Origin of the sequence: Desulfomicrobium norvegicum, from assembly GCF_900114595.1 — a bacterium.
GTDB lineage: Bacteria > Desulfobacterota > Desulfovibrionia > Desulfovibrionales > Desulfomicrobiaceae > Desulfomicrobium > Desulfomicrobium macestii.
Genome location: NZ_FOTO01000003.1, coordinates 133,671 through 157,126, shown reverse-complemented (window position 1 = coordinate 157,126; position 23,456 = coordinate 133,671). Strand labels below are relative to the sequence as shown.

General features: G+C 61.7%; 19 protein-coding genes and 1 tRNA gene. 7 read left to right on the top strand and 13 right to left on the bottom strand.

Annotated elements, in window-relative coordinates:
• Nucleotide 1: 1 nt before the first annotated feature.
• From aspS to BMZ24_RS06505, 5 genes are read left to right on the top strand one after another with little or no spacing between them, the layout of a single operon-like run.
• Complete coding sequence (gene aspS, locus BMZ24_RS06525; protein WP_092190504.1) at nucleotides 2-1,798, top strand: aspartate--tRNA ligase; 1,797 nt, start codon at nucleotides 2-4, stop codon at nucleotides 1,796-1,798.
• Between the two features lie 5 nt (nucleotides 1,799-1,803).
• Nucleotides 1,804-2,316, top strand: a complete 513-nt coding sequence (def, locus tag BMZ24_RS06520) for a peptide deformylase (RefSeq protein WP_092190502.1) — start codon at nucleotides 1,804-1,806, stop codon at nucleotides 2,314-2,316.
• Nucleotides 2,289-3,293 (top strand): methionyl-tRNA formyltransferase, encoded by a 1,005-nt coding sequence (fmt, locus tag BMZ24_RS06515; RefSeq protein ID WP_092190500.1) that lies wholly within the window; start codon nucleotides 2,289-2,291, stop codon nucleotides 3,291-3,293. The genes def and fmt overlap by 28 nt, the downstream gene beginning before the upstream one ends.
• A gap of 4 nt (nucleotides 3,294-3,297) precedes the next feature.
• Nucleotides 3,298-4,104: a DUF116 domain-containing protein gene (locus tag BMZ24_RS06510; protein WP_092190498.1), complete on the top strand. Its 807-nt coding sequence runs from the start codon at nucleotides 3,298-3,300 to the stop codon at nucleotides 4,102-4,104.
• On the top strand, nucleotides 4,101-5,378 hold the full coding sequence (locus BMZ24_RS06505; RefSeq protein WP_092190496.1) for a transcription antitermination factor NusB: 1,278 nt from the start codon (nucleotides 4,101-4,103) through the stop codon (nucleotides 5,376-5,378). The genes BMZ24_RS06510 and BMZ24_RS06505 overlap by 4 nt, the downstream gene beginning before the upstream one ends.
• A 63-nt stretch (nucleotides 5,379-5,441) precedes the next feature.
• On the opposite strand, the gene BMZ24_RS06500 is transcribed toward BMZ24_RS06505, so the two are convergent.
• The 7 genes from BMZ24_RS06500 to BMZ24_RS06470 form a co-directional block, all read right to left on the bottom strand.
• Nucleotides 5,442-5,690, bottom strand: a complete 249-nt coding sequence (locus BMZ24_RS06500) for a hypothetical protein (RefSeq protein ID WP_092190494.1) — start codon at nucleotides 5,688-5,690, stop codon at nucleotides 5,442-5,444.
• A 203-nt stretch (nucleotides 5,691-5,893) separates the two neighbouring features.
• Nucleotides 5,894-6,802, bottom strand: coding sequence for a dihydroorotate dehydrogenase (locus tag BMZ24_RS06495; protein WP_092190492.1), 909 nt, complete (start codon nucleotides 6,800-6,802; stop codon nucleotides 5,894-5,896).
• 2 nt (nucleotides 6,803-6,804) lie between these two features.
• Nucleotides 6,805-7,581 (bottom strand): iron-sulfur cluster-binding protein, encoded by a 777-nt coding sequence (locus tag BMZ24_RS06490; protein WP_092190490.1) that lies wholly within the window; start codon nucleotides 7,579-7,581, stop codon nucleotides 6,805-6,807.
• Nucleotides 7,578-9,179 (bottom strand): DNA repair protein RecN, encoded by a 1,602-nt coding sequence (locus tag BMZ24_RS06485; RefSeq protein ID WP_092190488.1) that lies wholly within the window; start codon nucleotides 9,177-9,179, stop codon nucleotides 7,578-7,580. The genes BMZ24_RS06490 and BMZ24_RS06485 overlap by 4 nt, the downstream gene beginning before the upstream one ends.
• A 13-nt stretch (nucleotides 9,180-9,192) precedes the next feature.
• Entirely contained in the window at nucleotides 9,193-10,836 is a 1,644-nt protein-coding gene (locus BMZ24_RS06480) for a glycosyltransferase (protein WP_161949062.1), read from the bottom strand.
• Nucleotides 10,833-12,335, bottom strand: coding sequence for an ATP-binding cassette domain-containing protein (locus BMZ24_RS06475; protein WP_092190484.1), 1,503 nt, complete (start codon nucleotides 12,333-12,335; stop codon nucleotides 10,833-10,835). Before BMZ24_RS06475 ends, BMZ24_RS06480 begins: the two co-directional genes overlap by 4 nt.
• A 57-nt stretch (nucleotides 12,336-12,392) precedes the next feature.
• On the bottom strand, nucleotides 12,393-12,902 hold the full coding sequence (locus tag BMZ24_RS06470) for a YceI family protein (protein WP_161949061.1): 510 nt from the start codon (nucleotides 12,900-12,902) through the stop codon (nucleotides 12,393-12,395).
• A gap of 327 nt (nucleotides 12,903-13,229) precedes the next feature.
• Here BMZ24_RS06470 and BMZ24_RS06465 point away from each other — a divergent pair.
• A tRNA-Ala gene (locus BMZ24_RS06465) sits at nucleotides 13,230-13,305 on the top strand.
• Between the two features lie 369 nt (nucleotides 13,306-13,674).
• Nucleotides 13,675-14,727, top strand: a complete 1,053-nt coding sequence (locus BMZ24_RS06460) for a hybrid sensor histidine kinase/response regulator (RefSeq protein ID WP_092190480.1) — start codon at nucleotides 13,675-13,677, stop codon at nucleotides 14,725-14,727.
• 164 nt (nucleotides 14,728-14,891) lie between these two features.
• Here the strand turns inward: BMZ24_RS06460 and BMZ24_RS06455 are convergent, their stop codons facing one another.
• The 6 genes from BMZ24_RS06455 to BMZ24_RS06430 all read right to left on the bottom strand — a co-directional run bounded on the left by BMZ24_RS06455 (nucleotide 14,892) and on the right by BMZ24_RS06430 (nucleotide 23,412).
• On the bottom strand, nucleotides 14,892-15,749 hold the full coding sequence (locus BMZ24_RS06455; protein ID WP_092190478.1) for a deoxyribonuclease IV: 858 nt from the start codon (nucleotides 15,747-15,749) through the stop codon (nucleotides 14,892-14,894).
• Nucleotides 15,750-15,926: 177 nt separating this feature from the next.
• The gene (locus BMZ24_RS06450) at nucleotides 15,927-17,990 is read right to left on the bottom strand and encodes a methyl-accepting chemotaxis protein (RefSeq protein ID WP_092190476.1); all 2,064 of its coding nucleotides are present in this window, start codon (nucleotides 17,988-17,990) and stop codon (nucleotides 15,927-15,929) included.
• 222 nt (nucleotides 17,991-18,212) lie between these two features.
• Nucleotides 18,213-18,662 (bottom strand): 4Fe-4S dicluster domain-containing protein, encoded by a 450-nt coding sequence (locus BMZ24_RS06445; RefSeq protein ID WP_092190475.1) that lies wholly within the window; start codon nucleotides 18,660-18,662, stop codon nucleotides 18,213-18,215.
• A 9-nt stretch (nucleotides 18,663-18,671) separates the two neighbouring features.
• Nucleotides 18,672-20,759 carry a molybdopterin-dependent oxidoreductase gene (locus BMZ24_RS06440; protein WP_092190473.1) on the bottom strand — a complete coding sequence of 696 codons (2,088 nt, stop codon included), beginning with the start codon at nucleotides 20,757-20,759 and terminating at the stop codon, nucleotides 18,672-18,674.
• A 285-nt stretch (nucleotides 20,760-21,044) separates the two neighbouring features.
• Nucleotides 21,045-22,466 (bottom strand): SH3 domain-containing protein, encoded by a 1,422-nt coding sequence (locus tag BMZ24_RS06435; RefSeq protein WP_092190471.1) that lies wholly within the window; start codon nucleotides 22,464-22,466, stop codon nucleotides 21,045-21,047.
• Between the two features lie 82 nt (nucleotides 22,467-22,548).
• Nucleotides 22,549-23,412, bottom strand: coding sequence for a YitT family protein (locus BMZ24_RS06430; RefSeq protein WP_092190890.1), 864 nt, complete (start codon nucleotides 23,410-23,412; stop codon nucleotides 22,549-22,551).
• Between the last annotated feature and the right edge of the window lie 44 nt (nucleotides 23,413-23,456).

Here is a 23,456-nt window from a genome sequence, read left to right as displayed (position 1 = left end):
TATGGATGACAGAAACACGGAACTCGGGATGGACTCCCTCGGCGGCTGGCGCAGAACCCACACCTGTGCGGATCTCGGACCGGAAGAGCTGGGCCGGGAAACCTGCCTCATGGGCTGGGTGCAGTATCGCCGTGACCACGGCGGGCTGATTTTCATCGACCTGCGCGACCGCCACGGCCTGACCCAGGTCGTCTTCTCCCCCGAAGTCGCTCCCGAGGCCCACGCCCGCGCCCACGTGCTGCGCACGGAATTCGTGCTGGCCATCAAGGGCGTGGTCCGTGCGCGTCCCGATGACATGGTCAATTCCAAGCTGGCCACGGGCGCCATCGAAGTCTACGTCACGGAGTTCAAGCTCCTGAACACGGCCAAGACCCCGCCCTTCCCCATCGAGGACCGCGTGGACGTGTCTGAGAACCTGCGCCTCAAATACCGCTTTCTGGACCTGCGCCGCAAGACCATGGCCGACAACCTCATCCTCAGAAGCCGCGTCTCCCAGTCGGTGCGCCGCTATCTGGACGAGCTCGGCTTCCTTGAAATCGAGACCCCGGTCCTGACCAAGTCCACCCCCGAGGGCGCGCGCGACTTTCTGGTGCCGAGCCGCGTCAATCAGGGCCAGTTCTATGCGCTGCCCCAGTCGCCCCAGCTCTTCAAGCAGCTCCTGATGTGCGGCGGGATGGACCGCTATTTCCAGATCGTCAAATGCTTTCGCGACGAGGACCTGCGCGCCGACCGCCAGCCCGAGTTCACCCAGATCGACATCGAGATGTCCTTCGTGGACGAAGAGCAGGTCATGGGCATGGCCGAGGGCATGATCGCCCGCGTGCTGCGCGAGTCCCTGGGCCAGGAGCTCGCCCTGCCCATCCCGCGCATGAAGTACGAGCAGGCCATGGCCGAATACGGCGTGGACAAGCCGGACATCCGCTTTGACCTGAAGCTCACCGACGTGACCGAAATCGTGCGCGGCTCCGAGTTCAAGCTCTTCGCCACGGCCGCCCTGATAAAAGCCCTGCCCGTCTCCGGCGGCGCGGAGCTTTCGCGCAAGGAGATCGACGACTACACCGAATTCGTCAAGATTTACGGCGCCCAGGGCCTGGCCTGGATCAAGATCAAGGAGGACGGCTGGCAGTCCCCCATCGCCAAGTTCCTGAGCGATGCCGAACGGGCCGGACTTACCGAGGCCCTGAATCTCAAGCCTGGCGACATCGTCTTCTTCCAGGCGGGCGCCCCGGACATGGTCAACAGCGCCCTCGGCAACCTGCGCCTCAGGCTCGGCGAGCGCTTCGGGCTCATCCCCGAGGGAACGTTTGCGCCCCTGTGGGTCACGGATTTCCCGCTTTTGGAATGGGACCCCGAGGCAAAGCGCTGGGTGGCCATGCATCATCCCTTCACCGCCCCCAAGGACATGGACGCACTGGCCTCCGATCCAGGGTCGGCGGTCGCCCGGGCCTATGATCTCGTGCTCAACGGCACCGAGGTCGGCGGCGGCTCCATCCGCATCCACAATCCCGAGACTCAGCAGCAGATGTTTGCCGCGCTCGGGATAGATGCCGAGGAAGCCCAGGCCAAATTCGGATTTCTGCTCGACGCCCTGGTCTTCGGCGCCCCGCCCCACGGCGGCATCGCCTTTGGCCTGGACCGTCTGATCATGCTCCTGACCGGAGCCAAGTCCATCCGCGACGTCATCGCCTTCCCCAAGACCCAAAAGGCGACCTGCCTCATGACCGAGGCCCCGTCGGCGGTCGAAAACACACAGTTGCGCGACCTGGGCCTGCGCCTGCGAGAAAAGCCCAAAGAGTAAACATCATGTCGAGATCGATTATTACCTATCCCCATCCGGTGCTGGCCAAAAAGGCCGCGCCGGTGACGGAGATCACGGACGAAATACGCGCCCTGGCCGCCGAGATGCTTGAAATCATGTACAATGACAAAGGCATCGGGCTGGCGGCCCCGCAAGTGGCGGAGAGCATCCGCCTCATCACCGTGGACCTTAGCGGCCCGGACAAGCGCGAAGACCCGCTGGTCTTCGTCAACCCCGTTCTCTCCAACCTTGAGGGCACGGTGGAATCCGAGGAAGGATGCCTGTCCGTCGTCGGCTACCGCACCACGGTGAAGCGCGCCGAACGCCTGCACCTTTCCGCCACTGACCTGGACGGCAACCCGGTGGAGATGGATGCGGACGACCTCATGGCCATTTGCCTGCAACACGAAGTGGATCACCTCGATGGCGTCCTGTTCATCGACAAGATCAGCAAATTGAAACGCACCCTGTATGAAAGAAAGCTCAAAAAATGGCTGAAAGAGAAAAACGAAGACTGAAAGTGGTGTTCATGGGCACGCCGGATTTCGCGGCCGCGTCCCTGAAACATCTCCTTGACTGGGGCGGCTGCGACGTCGTTGGAGTCTACTGTCAGCCCGACCGCCCCTGCGGCCGGGGACAGATCTGCACGCCCCCGCCCGTCAAGCTGCTGGCCATGGAGTCGCGGCTCCCCGTATTCCAACCGCTGAACTTCAAGGAGCAGGCGGACGTGGATCAGTTGGCGGCCCTTGAGCCCGACCTTCTGCTCGTGGCGGCCTACGGCCTGATCCTGCCCCGCACGGTGCTTGAGATCCCGAAGCTCGGGGCCATCAACGTACACGCCTCCCTGCTGCCCGAGTACCGGGGCGCGGCCCCCATTCAGCGCGCCATCATGGACGGAAAGCCCGTGACGGGCATCACCATCATGCAGATGGAGGCGGGCCTCGACACCGGCGACATCCTGCTGCAGCGCAGCCGCGCCATCGGCATCATGGACACGGCCCAGTCCCTGCACGACGAGCTGGCCGAGATGGGCGGCAAGCTTCTGGTCGACGCCCTGGAAAAAATGGATCAGGGACGCCTCGTGCGCATCCCCCAGGACCACGCCCGGGCCACCTATGCCGCGAAGCTTTCCAAGGAAGAGGGGCGCATCGACTGGAACCGGCCGGTGCTGGACGTGCACAACCGCATCCGCGGCCTTTTCCCCTGGCCCGGGTCCTGGTTCGACTGGGACGGCATGCCCGGCAAGACCCTGCGCCTGACCGTGCATCCGGGAACCATCGGCGACCCACTGCCCGAAGGCGTGCACCCTGGTGAAATCCACGGCGTGGCCGACGACAGCGTGCTCATCGCCTGCGCCGACCGCCTGTATGCGGTACCGGTCATCAAGCCCGCGAACAGCAAGCCCCTGCGGGGCCGGGAGTTCTACTGCGGCTATTTGAGTCGCTGCTCCGGCGACCATCTGCTCAAACCCGAACCTGCCTGCCCGGGCGAATAATTCCATGGCCAGTCCCAGGAGCGCCAAAACAAGAAGCCCATTGGAACAGGAGATCCGGGATTCCTTTCAGACCCGCAAGCGTGTCTTCATCGGTCTGATCACCGGCTCTTCGGTGCTGATCTGCCTCTTTTTGGCCATGGTCTGGTTCATCCCCTTTGTCGGGCTGACCACCATCCATCCCGCCGCACCCTGGGTTTTCGGCTTCATCACCGTCGCCCTGATCCTGGCTATCGGCTGGGCGGCCCTGGCCTTGGTCCTGAACATCCTGCTAGGCCGCCCCGTGCTCTTCGCCAAGCGCCTGCGCGGCATCACGGTCAAGCTCTTCCTGCCGCTCATGACCCTGCTGGGACGCGCGGTGGGCATCCCCAAACAGACGGTGCGGGCCTCCTTCATCAAGGTCAACAACGAGCTGGTCCGGGGCGAGGGGCACCGCTACCCCGCCGACAGGCTTCTGCTGCTCATGCCCCACTGCATCCAGAACAGCCGCTGCAAGTACCGGCTGACCTACGACATCGACAACTGCAAACGCTGCGGCGAATGCGCCCTGGCGGGCCTGCTGAACCTGCGTGACAAATACGGCATCAAGCTGGCCGTGGCCACGGGCGGAACCATCGCCCGGCGCATCGTGGTCCAGCACCGGCCCAAGCTCATCATCGCCGTGGCCTGCGAGCGCGACCTGGCCAGCGGCATCCAGGACACCCACCCGCTGCCCGTCTACGGCATCCTGAACTCCCGCCCCTTCGGCCCCTGCCTGGATACCGACGTCGCCCTGGACAAGGTCGAGTGGGCCATCAAGGAGTTCCTGGCATGAGCACGCCCTCGGCCCGCCGCCTGGTCATGGACATCCTGCGCCGCACCTTGGACAACAACCAGGATCTGCAGGCCGCCGTGGACGACGTGCTGTCCGCGTCGTCCGCGACCCCACAGGACAAGGGACTGGCCACGGAACTGGCCTACGGCTATCTGCGCATGCGCGGACGCATAGATTTTCTTCTCTCCCAGTTGCTCAAGAACCCGGTCCAGACCTCCCCCATCATGAAGCGCATTCTCGGCGTGGCCATATACGAGCTCCTTTTCCTGAGCCGCATCCCCGATTACGCCACCCTGGACTGGGCGGTGACCCTGGTGCGCGAACGACTGGACCAGACCATGGGCAAGGTGGCCAACGGCGTGCTGCGAAGCCTGCTGCGCCTTGGGCTGGCCGTGCGCTTCGAGGATTATTACCAGACCAAGACCGCCGGTCACGACCAGTTCCTTTCCGCCTGGTACTCCTGCCCCAAGTGGCTGGTGCGCATGTGGCTGAACAGCTACGGCAAGGAGCGGACCCAGGCCTTCCTGCAGGCGACACTCGGCGCGCCGCCGCTGGGAGTCAGAATCAACCGCGGGCACGCCCGGGCGGAAGAGCTGCGAAACAATCTGCAGCCTCTGAAACTGGATTCCTCGAATTGGGGATTTGCCGTGACGCAGTGGCCGGAATTCCTGCAACAGGCAGTGAGCGAAGGGGCGGCGACGCGTCAGAGCCTTGCCGCACAAAAAATCATGGACTTCCTCGGCGTTGACCATTGGCCGTCCCCCGTGCTCGACGCCTGCGCCGGTCGCGGCGGCAAGACGTATCTGGTGGCCGAACGGGGCAAAAGCGTCTGGGCGTCGGATGTCAATGTCTTTCGTCTGAGGCAGCTAAAGGCAGAAGGCGCGCGGCTCGGCTTTGACATCCCGGCATTCCGGGCCCAGGGGCAAGGCCCCTATCCCCTGCTGCAGATGCCCCGCACCGTATTTCTTGATGTGCCCTGCTCGGGCCTTGGCGTTATCTCCCGGCGGCCCGACATCAAATGGAAGCGTACAGCGGCCGATTGCGCGGGCTTGGTCGCCCTGCAGGGAGAAATTCTCCGGGCAGCGGCCGATATTCTCACATCGGGAGGATGTCTGGCCTATGTGACATGCACGCTCAATCCGGAAGAAAACGAGAAGCAGATCGAACGGTTCACCCGCGACCATCCCTCTTTCTCCTGCCTGCGGCAATCCACAAGCGATCCTTCGGAAGGATTGGGTGAATTTTTCTACGGCGCGGTCCTGCGTAAAAGCTAAAAAAGGCCGCCCCCGCATCTTCGCTCAGGCAAAAGACGCGGACAAAAAGACCTCTCCGCCATGCTACTCCGGCTTTCTGGCCCGCCGATGGAACTCCTTGACCAGAATCTTTTCCAGACATTCTCGGCAGATATCGGTATTGTTGCTATTCTGGAGCTTCATCTCGATGACCGGATTCATCTTGCCGAGCTGCCCGCCGAGGCGGGTCAGATTGGCCGGGTCCTCAACGACCAGCGTGTAGCGTTCCTCGTAGATTCCATCCTTGAGGCCCTTGATCTCCACACTGCAGATGTCGCAGAATCTCTTGATCATCCCTTCCCTCCTTGGGTGATGCCTCGTTAACGGGCGACGCGCTCAGTAAGGCATGGAGCCCCGCCTTCGCGGGGATGACGTCACGATATGCGGTCATGCCTTTTCCCACAGATGGGCAAGCGGCTGACGTAACGCAGGTCACCCATGTCATTCCCGCGAAGGCGGGAATCCATGCATTTCTCTGAGTACTCCTCTGCAACCGCTCAAACCTGAAGCGTCCCCCGATAGTCATCCCATGACTCTATCCCCAGCGACTCGGCCAGCACCCGCACCTCTTCAACCAGGCGAAAGGCGTTGTCGGGACGCATGAAATTGTAGGTGCCGATCTGCACCGCATGCGCGCCGACCAGGATGAATTCCAGTACATCCTCGGCACTGGTGATTCCGCCCATGCCGATGATCGGCACATTCACGGCCTGCGCCACCTGATGGACCATGCGCAGGGCCACGGGCTTGATGGCCGGGCCGGACAGCCCACCGACCACGTTGGCCAGGCGACTCCTGCGCGTGCGGATGTCGACAGACATGCCCGAGAGGGTGTTGATGAGCGAGAGCATGTCCGCCCCCGCGTCCACGGCGGCCTTGGCGATGACCCGCACATCGGTCACGTTGGGGCTCAGCTTGACGATGACCGGCTTGGTTCCGGACCGCTTTTTGACCGCGCCGACGACAGCCGCCGCCATGTGCGGGTCCTGGCCGAACTGGACGCCGCCCTCGCGCACGTTGGGACATGAGATGTTGACCTCAAGGGCCGCGATCTTGTCCTCGGTCGAAAAAATGCCGGCCAGCTCGCCGAAGTCCTCGGGAGTCTGGGCGTAGAGGTTGGCGATGAGCGTCGCCCCGGCGGGAATGTAGGGCAGCTTCTCCTTCAGGAATTTTTCCACACCCACATTCTGCAGGCCGATGGCATTGAGCATGCCGCACGGGGTCTCGGCTATGCGCGGCATGGGGTTGCCCGCGCGCGGAGCCAGGGAGATGCCCTTGAGGCAGATCGCGCCTATGGCGGACAGGTCGCCGTAACGCATGAACTCAAGGCCGTACCCGAAGGTGCCGGACGCGGTGATGACCGGATTCTTGAGGGTCAGGGGTCCAAGCTGTACTTTCTGATCCATGACTATACCCCCAGCTCGATGTCGCGCACGTCAAAGACGGGACCGTGCACGCAGCTTTGCACGTAGTCCCCGGCCGTGGTCTTGCAGACGCAGCCAAGGCATGCCCCCACACCGCAACCCATGCGATTTTCAAGGGAAACCTGGCCGTCCGTGCCGTGCAGAAGACAGTACTTGCGCACGACCTTGAGCATGGGCTCCGGCCCGCAGGCCAGCACCTGCCCCACACCGGCCAGAGCCTTGATGCGCTCCGAGAGCACCGTCTCGAACTGGGCGATGTCGGCCGGGGTTTTCTGCTGCATGGCCTCGCTTTTGATGCGGGCCGCTATCTCGTCGTACGGATAATGTTCAAGGTCGAGGCGATGTCCGAAGAGCATGGACAGATTGTCCGTACGTTCGCGCCGGGCGAGCATGACAAAGGGGGCGATGCCCACTCCTCCGGCCAGAATCAGGTTGGGACGAGCCTCGTCGATGCGGAACCAGCGTCCAAGCGGGCCCCAGACCGTGACTTTCTGTCCGGGCTCAAGCTCGGCGAGCTTGCGCGTGCCGCGTCCCACGGTCTGGAAAATGATGCGCAAGCCCTTGTCGGACACGTCGCAGACGGAAAAGGGACGGGGCCAGACCAGCTCCACGCCCCAATGCGCGGGGCGGATCATGACGAACTGTCCGGGCTTGCATGTCCAGCCGGGCGCGGAAAGCACAAGGTCGATGAGGGAAGGGTCGCTTCCGGGACGGCAGGACAGAACCTCCAGATCCCGGCATGGTGTTTGACTGTCGATCATATGAAATTCCCGGACTCTTGTCCTGGGTCATGGGTGACGGGTGGAACCTCGCCCACCATGCGGGCCAGTTCGGCCTGACGCTCGGCGGGGGAGAGGCTTGCGCACAAGGTGTAGGTCACGCCATCGTGAACTTCCTTGCGGATGGCGAAATGTTCGTCGGCCAGCCGGGCCAGCTGCGGCCAGTGGGTGATCAGGATGACCTGCTGGCGTGCGGACAAAAGGCGGATGCGCTCGGCGACCTTGATCAGGGTCTGCCCACCTATACCCGAATCGACCTCGTCGAAAAGCAGGGCCGGGAGCTGATCCCTGGCGCGCAGGCTGACCACGGCCAGCAGAAAACGGGACAGCTCGCCCCCCGAGGCGATACGATCAAGGGGCTGGGCATCGAGACCGGGGTTGGGCACCCATAAAAACCGGGGCCTGAGTTCGTCAATCCCCGCATGGATGGTCAGGGTCCGAAAATCGACCAGCACCCGCAAATGCTCCGAAAATCCCAGATTGACGAGCTCGCTCTTGAGCCCCGCTGTCAGATCAACGGAGGCCGCCTCCCGCGCGGAATTCAGCGCCGCCGTGGCCAGCCCCAGGGCCTTCGCCGCCTGGACCTCGTCCTTTTCCAGGCGTTGCAAGGCAAGGCCGCTTTCGTCCAGGAAGGACAGATTCTCCTCGATCTCCTCGCCAAGCGCCACGATGGAATCCAGGGATCGCTTGAGCTTGCGCTGCAGCTGTTGCAGCTCCCACAGGCGCTTCTCCACTTTTTCGGCATCGAAATCCGCGTTCCGGTCCGAACCGAGGGCGCGCAGGTCGCGCACCATGTCGGACATGCCATCACGAAAACGCCCGACCTCCCTGGCATGCTCGCCAAATCCCTCGTCCGCCTCGCCCAGCCCGGCCAGGGCCCGTTCCAGAGACGTCAGCGCGTCCTGCAGGCCGTTCTCGCCCAGCAGCAGGCCCTGGGCTTCATCGGCCAGCGCATGGGTCTTCTCGGCCCTGCGGGAAGCGTCACGCAGGCGCAGCAGCTCATCTTCCTCTCCGGGGCGGGGGTCCACCTTGCGGATCTCGGCCAGTTGAAATTCCAGAAATTCGCGCCGCTCCAGCAGCCCGGCCATGCGCCGCTGCACCTCGGCCTTGCGCGCCAGGATGGCCTGCAATGCTTCGCGGGCCTCGCGCTGGGAGACAAGGATTTGCGGATCCGCCAGGAACGCATCCAGGATCTCGACATGATGTTCCGGCGAAAGCAGACGTTGCTGACCGTGCTGGCTGGTGTGCATCAGGAGGCGGGGACGAAGCTCGGCCAGGCGCTCCTGGGAACCCAGGTCGTCGTTGATGAAGAGGCGGCTGCGGCCGGTCTTGGCGGAGAGTTCGCGGCGCAGGAAAAGCTCCTCGCCTTCAAGGTGAAACACGGCCTCGACCAGGGCCTTTTCACGGCCGGGGCGGACCAGGTCGGCGGCGATGCGCTCGCCGAGGATGAAATCCAGGGCGCGAAGGATGAAAGACTTGCCCGCGCCGGATTCGCCCGTGAGCACGTTCAGTCCCGGACAAAATTCAAGCTCGACATCGTCGATGAGGGCCAGATTCCGAATGCGCAGTGTTTCGAGCATATCCGCCTTGTGCTTAGGTTGCGTGCGTTCCCGGAACGATCGCGGGGCGCAGCAGGTCCCGGATCCGTCCGGATTCGTCATGGGCCTCAAGCCGTCGCCAAAAGCGATCTTCCTGCCCCTGGCGCAGGGCTTCGTCCCTGGCCGCCAGCAGTTCTTCGAGGCCCTGCCGCACGCGAAAGGCACGGCAATTGGTGGCCCCGAGTTCCAATGTCAGCCGCCAGTTCGTGCGTTCGCGCAATGAGAGATAGGACAGGGCCTTGAGCCGCAGGCCGTCCCATCCGCTGTCGCGGGCGAGGATTCGGGCCATCTCCCGGTACACGTCCGTGTTTTGTGGCTCGAATTCGCTGGCCAGCACCAGACATTCCAGGCTTGATGCCGGCAGGTGCTTCTTGGGGTTGAACACGAATCCGGGCCTGAAAACCTGCCTGCAACGTTGTAGCTCCCTGGCCCAGGCAAGGCAAATCAAAAGCGGCGTGCTCCCCGGGTCCGGGGACGAAGGCGCGCAGTGACGCCTGTGCCGCAGAAAAAAAAGACGCGACAGGCGCACATCCTCAAACCGGAGCGACCCCATGCCGCCCGCCAGATTGACTTCTGGCGAGGACTCGTACTGCCCTTTCTCCGCCACCGGCACGGCCAGGCGCATGAACTCGTCCCGGCCGAGCCGGGCCTGCAGCCGCAGCAATACGGCCAGAATCTCTTCCGTCAGGGGCAGGGCCGAAAGCCCCGCCGCAAGAGCGTTTGCGTCCATGTCCAGCCGCCCGGCCTCCCAGAGATGATACAGCGTCAGCCACCAGGCCACCCGCGCTTCGACGCCCCCGGCCGCCGACCGGCCGCCGATATCTTCGGCCGCGTCCAGCAGCGTCGTGGCGCGATGCTCTGGCAGATGCTCGCGCCTGACCCGCTCACGGGCGCGCAGGCCCATGCTGCGGGCCAGCAGATCCTCCGAACCCAGCCGCCGGGCCCAGGCGGCAAGCTCCGCGCCATCGCGATACACGGCCACCTCCTCGTCCGGGATGAACAGTTCCTCAAGGCCGGGCGTAGCCGGATTGATCAGGGCGCATCCGCAGGAAGCCGCTTCGAACAGGCGGAAATTGATCTCCCCGAAAATGGATTCGTTAGGCACGATCCGGCTGCGGTCGTAAAAATCGAGCATGGACGCAAAGCCCAAATCCGCCCGCGCCTCAAGCGGCCCCAACTCCTTGAGCCAGTCCAGAAACCATCCCCGGACCGGCCTCTCCGGGGTGACCCGGCCTACAAACCCCAACCCCCTGCGCCGCTCGTCCCAGGGCGCAAGGGCGCGCTGCGATCCATACCAGGGCAGCCACAGGGTCCGGGCCGTGCCCCGCTCCCGGAACCAGGCCTGCCAATGCTTCTGGGTTGTGCAGAAGAGGTCGAAAAGGCGGGCGTAATACTGATGCCAGAAACTGTTCAAATGCGTGTCTATGGACCAGAAAACCTTGGGGCAGGAAAAAGCGTCGAGATCGACGACGAGGGTCCGGGGGCCAAGGGCTTCCTGCTGGATCAAGAGGTCGGGAACAAAATCCCCCAGAAGCGGGGCAAGGCGCACGATGCCCGCCCCCGGACGCAGGTCCTTCACGGTGTGTCCGAGGTCGGCCAGAGCCGTGCCCAGGCTCGAATCCAGACAGACGATGTTCATGATCCGCCTGCCGGCCGCTCCGCGCTTTCGAAAAGAGCGGCAAAGGCGGGAGTCTGCCGCAATGCGGACCATTCCGTGGCGGCCACGAGCCGTCCCTGGTCGAGGATGAGTCCGTGGGTCAGCAGCTCGTCCATGTATTCCGGAGAATGGGTGGCCAGCACCAGGGTGCGCCCCTGGTCGGCCCAGTGCCGAAGCAGTTCGACCATGCGCGCCTGCCAGGAGGCGTCGAGGCCGGAAAAAGGTTCGTCCAGGACCAAGAGTTCCGGACCATGCACAACGGCGCGGGCCAGCATGACCTGCCGCGCCTGACCGTAGGAAAGCGAACCCAGGGGCCGGTCCAGCCAGTCCTCCATGCCCCAGGCCCGGGCCAGCTCCCGCGTCTGGCTGACTTGCGCCTCGGAAAGGCCGCGATGCACGCCCAATCCGTCGCACAGGCCCGAAAGCAGCACGTCGCGGCAGGTGGCTTTGGGCTCGATGCGCTCCCCGATCCAGGGAGCCAGAATGCCTATGCGGCCCCGGATCTGCGCCATGCGCGTGAGCCCCGAACGTCCGAACCACCTCGCCTCGCCTCCCGGCCAGGGCCGTCGATATCCGGTGACAAGCTGCAGCAGAGTCGATTTGCCCCCGCCATTGTGCCCGAGCACGCCCCAGCATTCACCGCTGTTGACCGTCCAACTCAGGTTGTCCACGGCGGCGCGGCCTTCCATGACCACGGTGCAGGATTCAAGCTCGACCACGACGCCAGACCGGGCCGAGGCGGCCTGCCCCTGGGGCAGTTCCAGGGTGCCGGGTCGTACCTGCGCTGGTCGATCCACCAGACGTCCGTGCTCAAGATATATCCGCCCCCGGACCTCTTCGGGCACCGGCAGCAGGCCGTGACCGCTGACCAGGAGGCGGGTGCGGCCCGTGGCCGCGATGCGGTTCAGCGCATCGAGCAGCTTCAGCTGCCCTTGCCGGTCCAGCCCCTGGGTCAGTTCATCGACAGCGAGCAGTTTTGGAGAGGCGATGAGCGCCCGGGCCAAAAGCGCGCGTTTGGCCTGACCCGTGGATACCGCCCGCATGGGACGATCCAGGACCAGCCCCAAACCCATTTCAAGACCCAGGGCGCGCGCCTTTTCGCGTTCGGCCTCGGCAGGTTCGTGATAGAGAAAGGGGGTGTTGTGCAGCCCGGCGCAGATGATTTCCCAGACCGGCACGCGCAGGTCGTGGCGCAGGTACCAATCCGCCATGGAAGGCGTGACCAGGCGCACATGCGGACGCACGCCGATGGGCGACGAAGATTCTTCCCCGAAAAGGCGGTAGATGCGCTGGCCGGAGCTTCGCTGCGAAGGCCACAGCTCGCCGACCAGCAGGCGCAGCAAGGTAGTCTTGCCCGCCCCGTTGTCGCCGAGAACGGCGAAATGTTCACGACCACCAAGGGTCAGGTTCAGGTCGTGCAGGATGCGGGCTGTGCCCAAATCCACATCGACGTGCCGAAGATGAATCTCAAGACTGTCCATGCTTCCTCTGGCTGCGGGCAAGTTGACCGGGAGTGGGCCCCGGACCGGAGGACAGTACTAGCGTTGCAGCAGCTCCATGTCGATAGTCAGATCAATGGTTTCGCCCATGACACCCATCCGGGTCCATTCCTCGGAGCCCACGTGGAAATCCAGGCGGTTTATGGAAAACGCGGCATGCAGGCCGAGCACCCTGGTGCCGGGCATCTTGTCCGTGAAGGGATGAGGTGCGATGCCGAGCACCCGCAGCGGAACCCTGACCTCGGCGGTCACGTCGCGGATGGTCAGGTCTCCGGTGACGGCGAGGACGCCGCCTTCTTCGAGGACCACTTTTCTGGAAGCGAAAATCATCCGGGGCGACTTTTCCACATCCAGAAAATCCGGGCTGCGCAGATGATCGTCACGAGCGGGTACGCCGGTATGAACGCTTGAACTGTCGATCAAAAAATAGAACTGGCTTTTCTCGGGCGAGGCTGCATCATACTCGACCTGGCCGGAAAACCGACTGAAGACGCCGGGCACATAGCCCACGATATGACGAATCCGGAAACCCACGGAAGAATGCTCCATATCGATATCCCATTGCCCGGGAGCCTTTTCGGCCGCCAGGAGCACTCCGGGCCCCAAAATGCAAAAACCAGTGAATAAAACCATCTTCAAAAAAAATCGCATCAAAAAAATCTCCGCTAAGGTTGCGACAGGCCGGTTTCCGACATCGGAAAAAAGCCCGCCCCGGCCGCCTGGCTCCTTCGAACCACGTCGATCTGGAAAGCTCTCAAGGCCGGATTTGTCAGGCCCCCCTATCAGGGACGAACCTTTTGCGCCATACTTGAGCGTATGACAATTTTTCCTGTTGACAGCCGATGGCGAATGTATCAAAAGGCGGCTTCGCGTTGTGGGGCTGTAGCTCAGCTGGGAGAGCGCTTGAATGGCATTCAAGAGGTCCGCGGTTCGATCCCGCGTAGCTCCACCACTTAAACGCTTAAAAAACATTACGTTTACTTGAATGCCGCAAACAACGAAGCTGTCAGAAATGACGGCTTTTTTGTTTTGGCTTCCGCTGATCCTCCCAGCGGGTCAAAACTATATGGTACGCCAAGAGGTGACGCACGGTTTGCTTTTTTTTGTAAGAAAAATGTATTGGCGAGTCCGAGCGTGACACATCTTGCCGTATTCACATGTTGTTTTGTAAGCACGCAATCCGCATGCGCCAACAGCATCCAATTGTTTTGTGAACAGTTATCAGGCATTGTCGAACATTGAACGGTTCAATGCTTTCTTTCGACAGGTGACATAATTCTTCCGCCACCCAGGCCTGTAGGGCCTTATGGATAGATAACCAATGACCGGAAAGAAACGTTCCAAAATCCTGATTGTCGACGACACTGAAGTGAACATCGACATTCTGGTGGAATTTCTCGGCGACACATATGATGTCAGCACGGCATCCGATGGCTTCGCGGCCCTGGAAAGTGTCGCCGCCAATCCCCCCGACCTCATTCTGCTCGACATCATGATGCCCGGACTGGACGGCTTTGGAGTTTGCGCGAAGCTCAAGGGCGATGCGGCAACTTCCGACGTTCCGATCATCTTCGTAACCACCCTCTCCGACATGGCCACCGAATCCCGGGGATTTGACCTCGGTGCCGCCGACTTCATCACCAAGCCCTTCAGCAGCGCGGTGGTCAGGGCCAGGGTCAAAAATCACCTCGCCCTGCGCGAAGCTGCCCGGTTCAAGGCAGATGTGGAGCAAATCACGCGGCATGACCTCAACTCTCCCCTGACCACGGTCATTGACCTGCCGCAGCGCATGCTCTCGGACGAAAATCTTTCCAACGGACTGCGCGACATGCTGCAACGCATCGAGGACGCCGGGCGCTCGCTACTGGCCATGACCAATCTCTCCTCCGCGCTCTTCAAGATGGAGCAGGAAGCCTACACCCTGGCTCCCGCGAAAATGGACCTGACCGCCGAGGCACACAAGGTCCTCTCGGCCCTCGAAGATGCCGCCCGGACGCGCGGCATAAGGCTGCAACTAATCGTCAACGGCGCCGACACCCCCGCCCCGGTTCATTTCATGGGCGAGGAACTGCTCTGCCACTCCATGATCTGGAACATCGTCGATTGGGCCGTGGAGGCTTCCCCGCAAGAGGACTCCGTTCTGGTGTCCATTGAATCCAAATCATCGAGCTTGATTCGGATCGACATCACCTGCAAGACAGAAGCGCCCCTGGAACTTCGGGATATCTTCTTCGAAAAATACGCATGCGACAAAAAAAGCGGAACCGGGCTCAGGACATATTCCGCTCGGCTTATCGCAAGGACGCACGGCGGGGACGCCATCGTGAGCAGCAAGGACGGCAAGGTCGTGATCAGCATCTTCCTGCCCGCATGATGCATCGCCGATAAAAACCATCGCCCTTCTTCGGCCTCGGGAGGCACGGTCCGCGAACGGGACGCCGGTAAAATCCCGCTCCTGGACATGCGCGGGTTCAAACACGCTTCGATCCCGTCATTCAGGGCAGGCCCCGGTCCCGAAGCAAATGCTCAAAGCGCTTTTTACGTCACGGCCTGGCCAGCGGGCCATTCTTGCTGCATCCCACGCAACAGCCTGATTTCTTCGGCATATCCCGGCAGTTCGTTCGGCGTTTCCAGATAAAACGGCAGATGCCGCAAGCGCGCATGATTGACGATGCGCCTAAATGCCGCCAGCCCGATATGCCCCTCGCCGATCCGGGCGTGACGATCCTTGCGGCTGCCCCTGGGATTCAGGCTGTCGTTCAGATGAATTGCGTGCAGATTTTCAAGGCCGACGACTCGATCGAATTCGGCCAGCACGCTGTCCAGGTCTCCTACGATATCGTATCCCGCGTCATGAACATGGCATGTGTCCAGACAGACCCCGATCTTTTCCGGCATCCGCGCACGGTCCATGATTTCCCGCAACTCCTCGAAAGTACTCCCGACCTCGCTACCTTTGCCGGACATGGTTTCAAGCAGGACCAAGGTCATCGTCTGCATCGTGAGCACGGCGTCCAGTTGCGCCGCGATGAGCTGTATCCCCTCGTCCACGCCTTGCCCCACATGGCTTCCGGGATGAAAATTGTACATGTTTCCGGGAAGATGCTCCATGCGCGCCAGATCGTCCCGCATCGTCTCCAGGGCAAAGTTCCTGACCTTGGCATCGGCCGAGCACGGATTCAGCGTGTACGGCGCGTGAGCCAGGAAGGGGCCAAGTCCATGCTCCACGGCCAGCGCCCTGAACGCGGCTACATCCGCCGGGTCGATATCCTTGGCCTTCCCGCCGCGCGGATTGCGCGTGAAGAACTGGAACGTGCTCGCACCGATTTCGATGGCCGTGCGCCCCATGGCCAAAAAGCCCTTGGAAGAGGAAAGATGACATCCGATATTCAGCATCACGTGTCCTTTTTTTAAATGACGTCCCAGGCTCAGCCCGTAACCAAGCGCCGGACGGAGCGAAGAATCCCCAAAAACAGGAAAGCCGCCCCCAAAGGACGACTCTCCTGCCAATCATTTCTTCACGACATACGCCAGGCGGGTTCTCCATAAAACCGGACCTGAAACTTTGCGCTCCTAAATCTTGAACTTGCTGACCATGGTGTCAAGGCCCTCGGCCAGACCGGACAGGTTCTGCGCATTCTCGTGCACGGATTTTGCCGTCGAGGTTACTTCCTCGGCGACGCTGCGCACCTGCCCCACGTCACGGGCGATGTCGCGCACCACCGAGTCCACATGGGCCACGCTCTCATTGACCTGCTGAACTCCGACAGAGGCCTGGCCGACGTTTTCGGCAATGTCGCGCGTGGTCACGGACTGCTCTTCAACTGCTGCGGCGATGGACCCGACAATGACGTCCACATCACCGATGACCTCAGTGATCTCTGCGATTTCCGAAATCGTATGACCGGTCGCCTGCTGGATGCCCTGGATACGATTGCGGATCTCTTCGGTCTCCTTTGCGGTCTGCTGAGCCAGTTCCTTGATCTCGTTGGCGACAACGGCAAAACCCCGTCCGGCATCACCGGCCCGGGCCGCCTCGATGGTGGCATTGAGCGCAAGCAGGTTGGTCTGCGAGGAAATGGCGGTGATGGATTCTGTCACCTTGCCGATATCCCTCGTTGCCGCGCCCAGCTCACTGACCTGGGCCGTGGCCTTGCTCGCGGCGGACACGGCCCGGACAGTCATCTCCTTGGCCTTGCCGGTGCTGACCGCGATCTCGGAGATGGTCGAGCTCATTTCATCCGAATTGGTGGCCACGGTGCTGATGTTGACCGTGAACTCCTCCATGGCCGCCGCCACGGTGTTCATGTTCGAACTCATGTCGTCCGTGGAGGATGCCGCCGCCTTGGAAGTTTGCGTCATCGTGTCCGCGTAGCCGTTCAGGCTGCCGGCCAGCTGCAACAGCCCCTGGGAGGCGCTGGCCACCTGATTCGAGCTTTGCGCCACACTCGCGAGCATGTTCCGGATCTTCTCCATGAGCTTGTTGAACCAGGAACACAGCTCGCCAATCTCGTCGCTGGACGTGACCGCAAGGCTGTCGGTCAGGTCGGCCCGGTCTTCCGTGATGTCGACGATACGCGTCTTCATGAGCGACAGCGGGCGGATGATGAGACGCATGAGCACAAACGAGCTGATCAATCCGGCAGCTATGAGCACCACCGCCATGAGGGCCAGGATATAGAATCCCACATCGCGGATCGCCGAGGTCCAGGAGGACGCATCGAATACATAGACCAGAACGCCGACCTGCCCGCCCGCATAATCCCTGACGGGGAAAGCCGCCAACGCGACATCGCCGTATCGTTCGTAAACAGTGCCCTGCTGTCCTTTAAGCAAAAAATCCGAAGTCACGAGACCCTCGACCCGGCCGTCCTCGGTGGGTGTGACCAGAACGAACTTGTCGCCGACCAGGGGGTTCTTTTCCGGATTTTGCAGGGCCGTGGCCACGGACAGGTTCGCGGCGTTCATGTACACGACCATGCTCTGCCCTTCTCCGGAGGCGGCTCCCGCGATGACTGACTCGAAGGATTCAAGGGTCTCGACCGACCCCAACTGCTTGCCGTCGGCATCCACTACCGGAGCTATGCCCCGGATGGCGAAACCGCCGCTGCCGACCTCGATACCCTTGATGGGCTTGCCGTTGGTGTTGACCTGCACCACCGTCTCCCTGAAAGAGGTCAGGTCGTCGGAGATGTCGACCCACTCCCCGCCGCGCTTGGTCTGCTTCTCCCGCCACAGGCGCACCAGGCTGCGCGCCTTGGGCAGATGAAAATGAAGCTGCATGGACTTGCCCGAGACGCTCTTGAACCCGGCCAGATCGTCTTCAAGCAACCGCCTGAGCTCGTCCCGGGCCTGCTGCATGAGCGGATCCGCTTCATTTTCGATATTACCCATATGAGCCAGCTCAAAGGCCTGCACCACATCCGTGCGCCGGGAAAAAAGCGCGGCCTTTTCAAGTCCCTGAGTCGCCAGCGTGGCAATGGCAGTGTCCACCTCGCGCGATTTCTCCTCGGCAATGGAGCGCAGCAGTTGCCCTTGAAAATCAGTCAACTGCGAGCGGATGAGCAACGCACCCGCAAGGCCAAGGACGACCACCGAAATAAAAAGCGGGAGGACAAATTTAAATCTGAGTTTCATGCCACACTCCAACTGTTTGATTTGAACACGAGCCTTTTCAAAGAGTACTCCCGCATAACCCAGCACTCAGGGGACTTCAACATTTCGTGTTCATTTAATTCGTATCAAGTGATTCAATTTTTACAAAAGGCCTGGAATTACGCGTCGAGCCCTCTTTTCAGAACAAACGCCCCTGCACTGCATCCAGTCCAGGGGCGTCGAAATGACAGGGAACAGCAAGCCTTACTTCTTGCGTTCCAGACACAGCGCATGCGTGGTGCACGCAGTCACGCAGGCCGGTTCCAGACCGGCATCAAGGCGGTCCATGCAATAATCGCATTTCCCGACGATATTGTCCTCCTCGTGCAGGACAGGAATGTTCCAGGGGCACGCCGCGATGCACGCCTCGCATCCGATGCACAAGTCCTTAACCACGTACACAAGACCATCGGACTCCCGGCGCACCATGGCTTCCGTGGGACAGGCCGCAACGCAGGCGGGGTCGTCACAATGATAGCAGCTTCGAAAAGAGGCCTTCATCACGATCTTGCCGTCTTTGAGTTCTGGCTTGCCGGAGGTGTGTACGGCGTATTTGATCCCGACGGGATTATTATTCTTGACCTTGCAGTGCACTTCACAGGCCTTGCAGTGAATGCAACGCTTCTTGTCCAATTTCATTCTGTAATTGCTCATCGCTGCCCCCTAGATTTTGCGCACGCCGACAAAATGTTCCTGCATGGAGAGACATCCCCCGCCCTTGTCCCAGCTTTCCAGACCGCCGGGCATGAGCTCATGGTCGGCCGCGCCCTTGCCTATGGCCCGCGATTCCACCGGCAGCTTGTGCCCGAATCCGTGAACCATGAACAGGGCTTCCGGATGCACGCAATCCGTCACAAACGCCCGAATTCTTCCGCTTTCACCCCTGACCGAGAAGACCTCGACCAGGTCGCCGTCGGCGATACCCATCTCGGCGGCGCGGCTGGTGTGAATCCAGGCCACGTTCTCGGGCATCTGCTCGGCCAGGAGAGGATTATTGACCGTGTGCCCCTGGGTGTGCACGCCGACCCGGCCAAAGGCGATGCGGAACATCCCCTGCGGCGGACGTGCCGGAGAAACGTACGGAGGCAGAGTGTCATGTCCGGCCTTGGCCCACTTGCCGCTCAACATCTCGATCTTCCCCGATGGCGTGGGCAGCTTGATTTCGGACATGGGGCGGTACAGAGGCTTGTCGGCCAATTCCACAAAACCCTTGGCCTTGAAGTCCTCGATGCTCACGCCGGTCTCCTGCAACTGGTAGTTCCAGAGGTCCTCGATGGTCTCGAAGGCCAGGGGATCAAGACCCAGGCGCTTGGCCAGACCGCAGATGATTTCCCAGTCGGCCTTGGAGTCAAAGGTCGGCTCCTGAGCCCGGTGCCTGACAAAGAACTGGGGTTTGAGGCCCGACTTGCCGGCGATGATGCTCTCACGCGCCAGGTAGGTGGACAGGGGCAGAACCACATCCGAATTCCAGGCCGTGTCGGACCAGGAGAAGGTGATGCTGACCAGAAGGTCGAGCCCGGCCCATTTTTTCTTCAACGCCTCGGGATCGGGCATGGCCATGAGCGGATCGTGGCGAAAACAGAGGTAGGCCTTGACGGGGTAGGGTTCGCCCGTGACGATGGCGTCATAGGCAAGGTTCACAAGGCCCGGGCCGCCGTCGAACTGCGGGTATTTCCAGCCCACGCCGTCGGCCCGCTTCTCTTCCGGCTTGGGGAAGAGATCGACCAGCTTCTTCAGGCCCTTGCGGCCCACTTCCTTGGCCGCATTGACGAAGGGCAGTCCGCCCTTGGCGCCGATGGAACCGAGCAGGGCGTTGATGATGTAGGCTGTGCGGCAGACCTGAAAGGAGTCGTTGTAGCGGGCGACCATCCAGCCGGGATGCCAGACCACGCTCGGGGCGGCGGCGGAGAGCTGGCGGGCCAGATCGACGATGGCCTCGGCCGAAGCGCCGGTCTCGGCGGCGGCCCACTCGGGCGTGTAGGGCTTCACGAATTCCTTGAGCTGCTCGAAGCCGTCCACGAACTGCTCGACGTATTCCTTGTTGTAGAGCCCCTCGTAAATGAGCGCGTGGATGACGCCGAGGTTGAAGCCGTAGTCCGTTCCGGGACGGATGAGGAAGAAATTGTCGGCCTTGCTCGCGCTGACGTTGCCGCGGATGTCGATGACGGTCAGCTTTGCGCCCCCGGCGATGCCGTCCAGGGCGGCGTTGACCTCGGCCACGTTGATGGCCTCCATGATATTGCGGGTCTGGAGGATGATGTGCTTGGCGTTGCGCAGGTCATAGGCCACCATCTTGCGGCCCACGCCTATGACGGACTGCGCGCCGTGCTGCACGTTGCGGGCGCAGGAGGCGTCATGGTTGCAGTAGTTGGGCGAGCCGATGCCGCGCATGAAGGCCTGATGCAGATCCGGGAAGGGACCTCCGCGGTCGCTCCACAGCACCGAACGGGGGCCGTGCTCGGCCATGATCCCCTTGAGTTTGTCGGCCACGTAATCCAGGGCTTCGTCCCAGGACACTGCCCGCCATTTGCCTTCGCCGCGCTCGCCCACGCGAATGAGCGGAGTCTGGGGCTTTTCCGGATCCTGCTCCAGGGCGATACCTGCCGCCCCGCGGGCGCAAAGCCCCTTCTTGAGCGGAGAAAATTCGTTACCCTGGACGCGAACGGCCTTGCCGTCCTGCACATCCACCTGGATTGGGCAGCGCACGGTGCACATGCCGCAGACACTGAACACTGATTTTGTTGCCGTCATGGCCATCTCCCGCTGATAAGGCGCGAGACCCGAAATCGGGCCCCGCTGATGGTTATTCAATATGATTGTTTGTCACTACCTGCAGACATGAGACAAGGAAAACACACCCGGGGAATGACCTTTTTTTCACAACCTCATCCTGGTCTAGCCCCCGCGCAAGCCCTTTTCTTTTCCGTGCTTGTATCAATTCTTCGTAGCTCCTGCTTCTCGTTCTCAAGGATGCGCCCGCCATTTTTTTTGATTGGCGTGAATCCGCATATCGTCACGACGAACATCCGCGTGTCTCTATTTCCCGATCACGGAAGACTTCGCGCCGATCAGCGTCAATCCACGCACCTTGTCCAGGAAGTCGTCCCGACGCACATCGTCCCGCTCCTCGCCGGGGCGCAGGGTCGAGATTACGAGACGACCGACCACGGCACGCCCTTCGCCCCCTTCCGGCAAAGCGGTGCGCACGCCCCAAAGATTGTGCAGCATGAGCGGTTCGTTCCGGTCGCTTGTGCCGAGGTAGAGCCCGATATGGCCCGGCAGCCAGATCAGGGAAGCAAACGGCACTCCCTGGGTGCGGATGGCGTGCAGCTTGGCGACAGCGTCCAGTCCCTCCAGGGAAAGGGATTCTCCTCCGTGTTTCGCCTGCTGCGAGGAGTTGCGCGGCAGCCAGATGCCAAAGGGCAGGAACAGATCGCGCATGGTGGATGAGCAGTCGCGATTCTCGAACATGCCTCCCCATCCGTAGAGCTGCCCGGACATGGCGTCGGCCAGATCTGCCACGGAGCGCGAAGTCAGCGGCAGCGGCATGCGCGACGCCTGCAGATAGCCAAGCTCGGCCAGGGCCACCTTTGCCCGGCCCGTGGCGTCCCGGACAGGAACCTTGACCATGAAACCCTGCCCACCCCGGGAATGCAGGGGAAAAATGGCCCCGATATGGGTCTGTCCCAGAAACATGTCCTGCCCGATCAGCGAAGTCTCGTCCTTGCGCAGGGCCACCATGGCCCTTGATTCGTATTGCGCGCAAAAATTCTCGTCCGTCAGGGCCACGTCCTCGCTACGCACCCATCCGTTGGCAAAGGCCGTCTCGACGTAATACCAGGCCCGATCCAAAGAGACGTGGGTGATAAAGACAGGCGTGCCCATCCACACGGCGGTGTTCTGAAAATAGTCGAAGGGGAAGCCTTCGCCGGGCCGTTTCGGGTCCAGAAAAAACGGCCGGTTCGAGGGCAGCACGCGCATGGAGGTGTTGCGTACGGTGATGGCCGGAGCGCTCAAGGAGGGATATGTGGGCAGATCCTGCAAGGCCACGACATGCACCCACCGGTCCTGCGGATACGGCTGCAGATTTTCGGCGTAGCCCTGTTTGGATCCGAGGCCGCGCACGCCCCAGGAAATGTCTTTCGCGGACAATGACGCACGCACCTGCTTCCACGGCGCAAAAAAACGCTCCAGGGCCTGGTTGTGCATGGCGACCTGCTCCGCCGGGGCCATGAGCGGCTGATCCGACACCTGCACTGCAAGGCTTGCCCGCTGCGGCACGGCAAGGACGATTTCCGAAAGCAGTGCCGGACCTTGCGGCGTCTCGTCCGTCTCCACCAGCGCAGGGCCGGAATCGGGCAGGATCTCGGGGCGGGGCTTGCCCGCGCAGGCGCTCAGGAGCGAGATGAAAACCGCCGTCCAAACCCCGAGAATCAAACTGCGCAAAATTTTCTTCATGTTTCCTGACCCATGCGTTGATGTGCGAAAATCTGCCCGTCCGGCACAGGCTTGGCCAGTACGCTCCTGTCCCCCGCCGCGCTCAATACACCTTGCGCCGGGAAAACCCCTTGCCGATGACGTTGAACGTGTTCTCGAAAATGACGAATGCGTCGGGATCGAGAGTGAATATCAATTCCTCAAGTTTTTTTTGCTGCACGTTGTTGACCACGGTCATGACCACCTGCTTGGGTTGCCCGGTGTACCCGCCACGCCCTTCGAGCAGGGTCACGCCCCGGTTGGCGCTCTTGATGATGGCGTCCGAAATGACCTGCGCATGATCGGAGATGATGAACACAAGCTTGCGCTGATTGAACATGCTCAGGACATAATCCATGATCTGGCTGGTCACGAAAACCATGATCAGGGAATAGAGCACCATGTCCGTCTCCAGCAGCGAGAAGCTGACGGTGAACAGGGCCGCGTTGAATATGAAGCTGACCTGGCCGATGCGGAATCCGAAACGCTGGTGCAAAAGGATGCCGAGAATATCGAGCCCGCCGGACGATCCGAGGGAACGCATGCTTATTCCCGATCCCGCGCCGAGCATGGCCCCACCGGCAATGGCCGCGAGCAGATGGTCGTGCACGGGAAGGGTGAAGCTGATGATCTCCATCCAGGCCGTGATGGCGCACATGCCATAGGCCGTGTACAGCACGAATCTGCGGCTGATCATGACCCAGCCGATCACTGCGATGGGAATGTTCAGGACGAAGAGCCACAGTCCCGGAGTCAGCGTTTCCGTGAAGTAGTAGATCAAAAGGGCGATGCCCGACACGCCGCCGGTCACGAATCCGTGCGGCACGGCCACCGACTTGATGGACATGGCGATAAGAAAGCTGCCCACGGTCAGGAGAAATATGTTCCACGGGATGGAATAGGCGTAGAGCCGAAGTTTGGAGTTCATGGATGGCAACATGCCGCGTTTAACGAAAATGTCCAGCCTTTTGC

Coding starts and splice junctions, on each gene's coding strand:
- BMZ24_RS06435 (WP_092190471.1), bottom strand. CDS start 22,466: ATGAAGAAAATTTTGCGCAGTTTGATTCTCGGGGTTTGGACGGCGGTT.
- BMZ24_RS06455 (WP_092190478.1), bottom strand. CDS start 15,749: ATGCTGAATATCGGATGTCATCTTTCCTCTTCCAAGGGCTTTTTGGCC.
- BMZ24_RS06495 (WP_092190492.1), bottom strand. CDS start 6,802: ATGGATCAGAAAGTACAGCTTGGACCCCTGACCCTCAAGAATCCGGTC.
- BMZ24_RS06480 (WP_161949062.1), bottom strand. CDS start 10,836: ATGAACATCGTCTGTCTGGATTCGAGCCTGGGCACGGCTCTGGCCGAC.
- BMZ24_RS06505 (WP_092190496.1), top strand. CDS start 4,101: ATGAGCACGCCCTCGGCCCGCCGCCTGGTCATGGACATCCTGCGCCGC.
- BMZ24_RS06450 (WP_092190476.1), bottom strand. CDS start 17,990: ATGAAACTCAGATTTAAATTTGTCCTCCCGCTTTTTATTTCGGTGGTC.
- BMZ24_RS06475 (WP_092190484.1), bottom strand. CDS start 12,335: ATGGACAGTCTTGAGATTCATCTTCGGCACGTCGATGTGGATTTGGGC.
- BMZ24_RS06440 (WP_092190473.1), bottom strand. CDS start 20,759: ATGACGGCAACAAAATCAGTGTTCAGTGTCTGCGGCATGTGCACCGTG.
- BMZ24_RS06445 (WP_092190475.1), bottom strand. CDS start 18,662: ATGAGCAATTACAGAATGAAATTGGACAAGAAGCGTTGCATTCACTGC.
- aspS (WP_092190504.1), top strand. CDS start 2: ATGGATGACAGAAACACGGAACTCGGGATGGACTCCCTCGGCGGCTGG.
- BMZ24_RS06430 (WP_092190890.1), bottom strand. CDS start 23,412: ATGAACTCCAAACTTCGGCTCTACGCCTATTCCATCCCGTGGAACATA.
- BMZ24_RS06500 (WP_092190494.1), bottom strand. CDS start 5,690: ATGATCAAGAGATTCTGCGACATCTGCAGTGTGGAGATCAAGGGCCTC.
- fmt (WP_092190500.1), top strand. CDS start 2,289: ATGGCTGAAAGAGAAAAACGAAGACTGAAAGTGGTGTTCATGGGCACG.
- BMZ24_RS06470 (WP_161949061.1), bottom strand. CDS start 12,902: ATGGAGCATTCTTCCGTGGGTTTCCGGATTCGTCATATCGTGGGCTAT.
- def (WP_092190502.1), top strand. CDS start 1,804: ATGTCGAGATCGATTATTACCTATCCCCATCCGGTGCTGGCCAAAAAG.
- BMZ24_RS06510 (WP_092190498.1), top strand. CDS start 3,298: ATGGCCAGTCCCAGGAGCGCCAAAACAAGAAGCCCATTGGAACAGGAG.
- BMZ24_RS06460 (WP_092190480.1), top strand. CDS start 13,675: ATGACCGGAAAGAAACGTTCCAAAATCCTGATTGTCGACGACACTGAA.
- BMZ24_RS06490 (WP_092190490.1), bottom strand. CDS start 7,581: ATGATCGACAGTCAAACACCATGCCGGGATCTGGAGGTTCTGTCCTGC.
- BMZ24_RS06485 (WP_092190488.1), bottom strand. CDS start 9,179: ATGCTCGAAACACTGCGCATTCGGAATCTGGCCCTCATCGACGATGTC.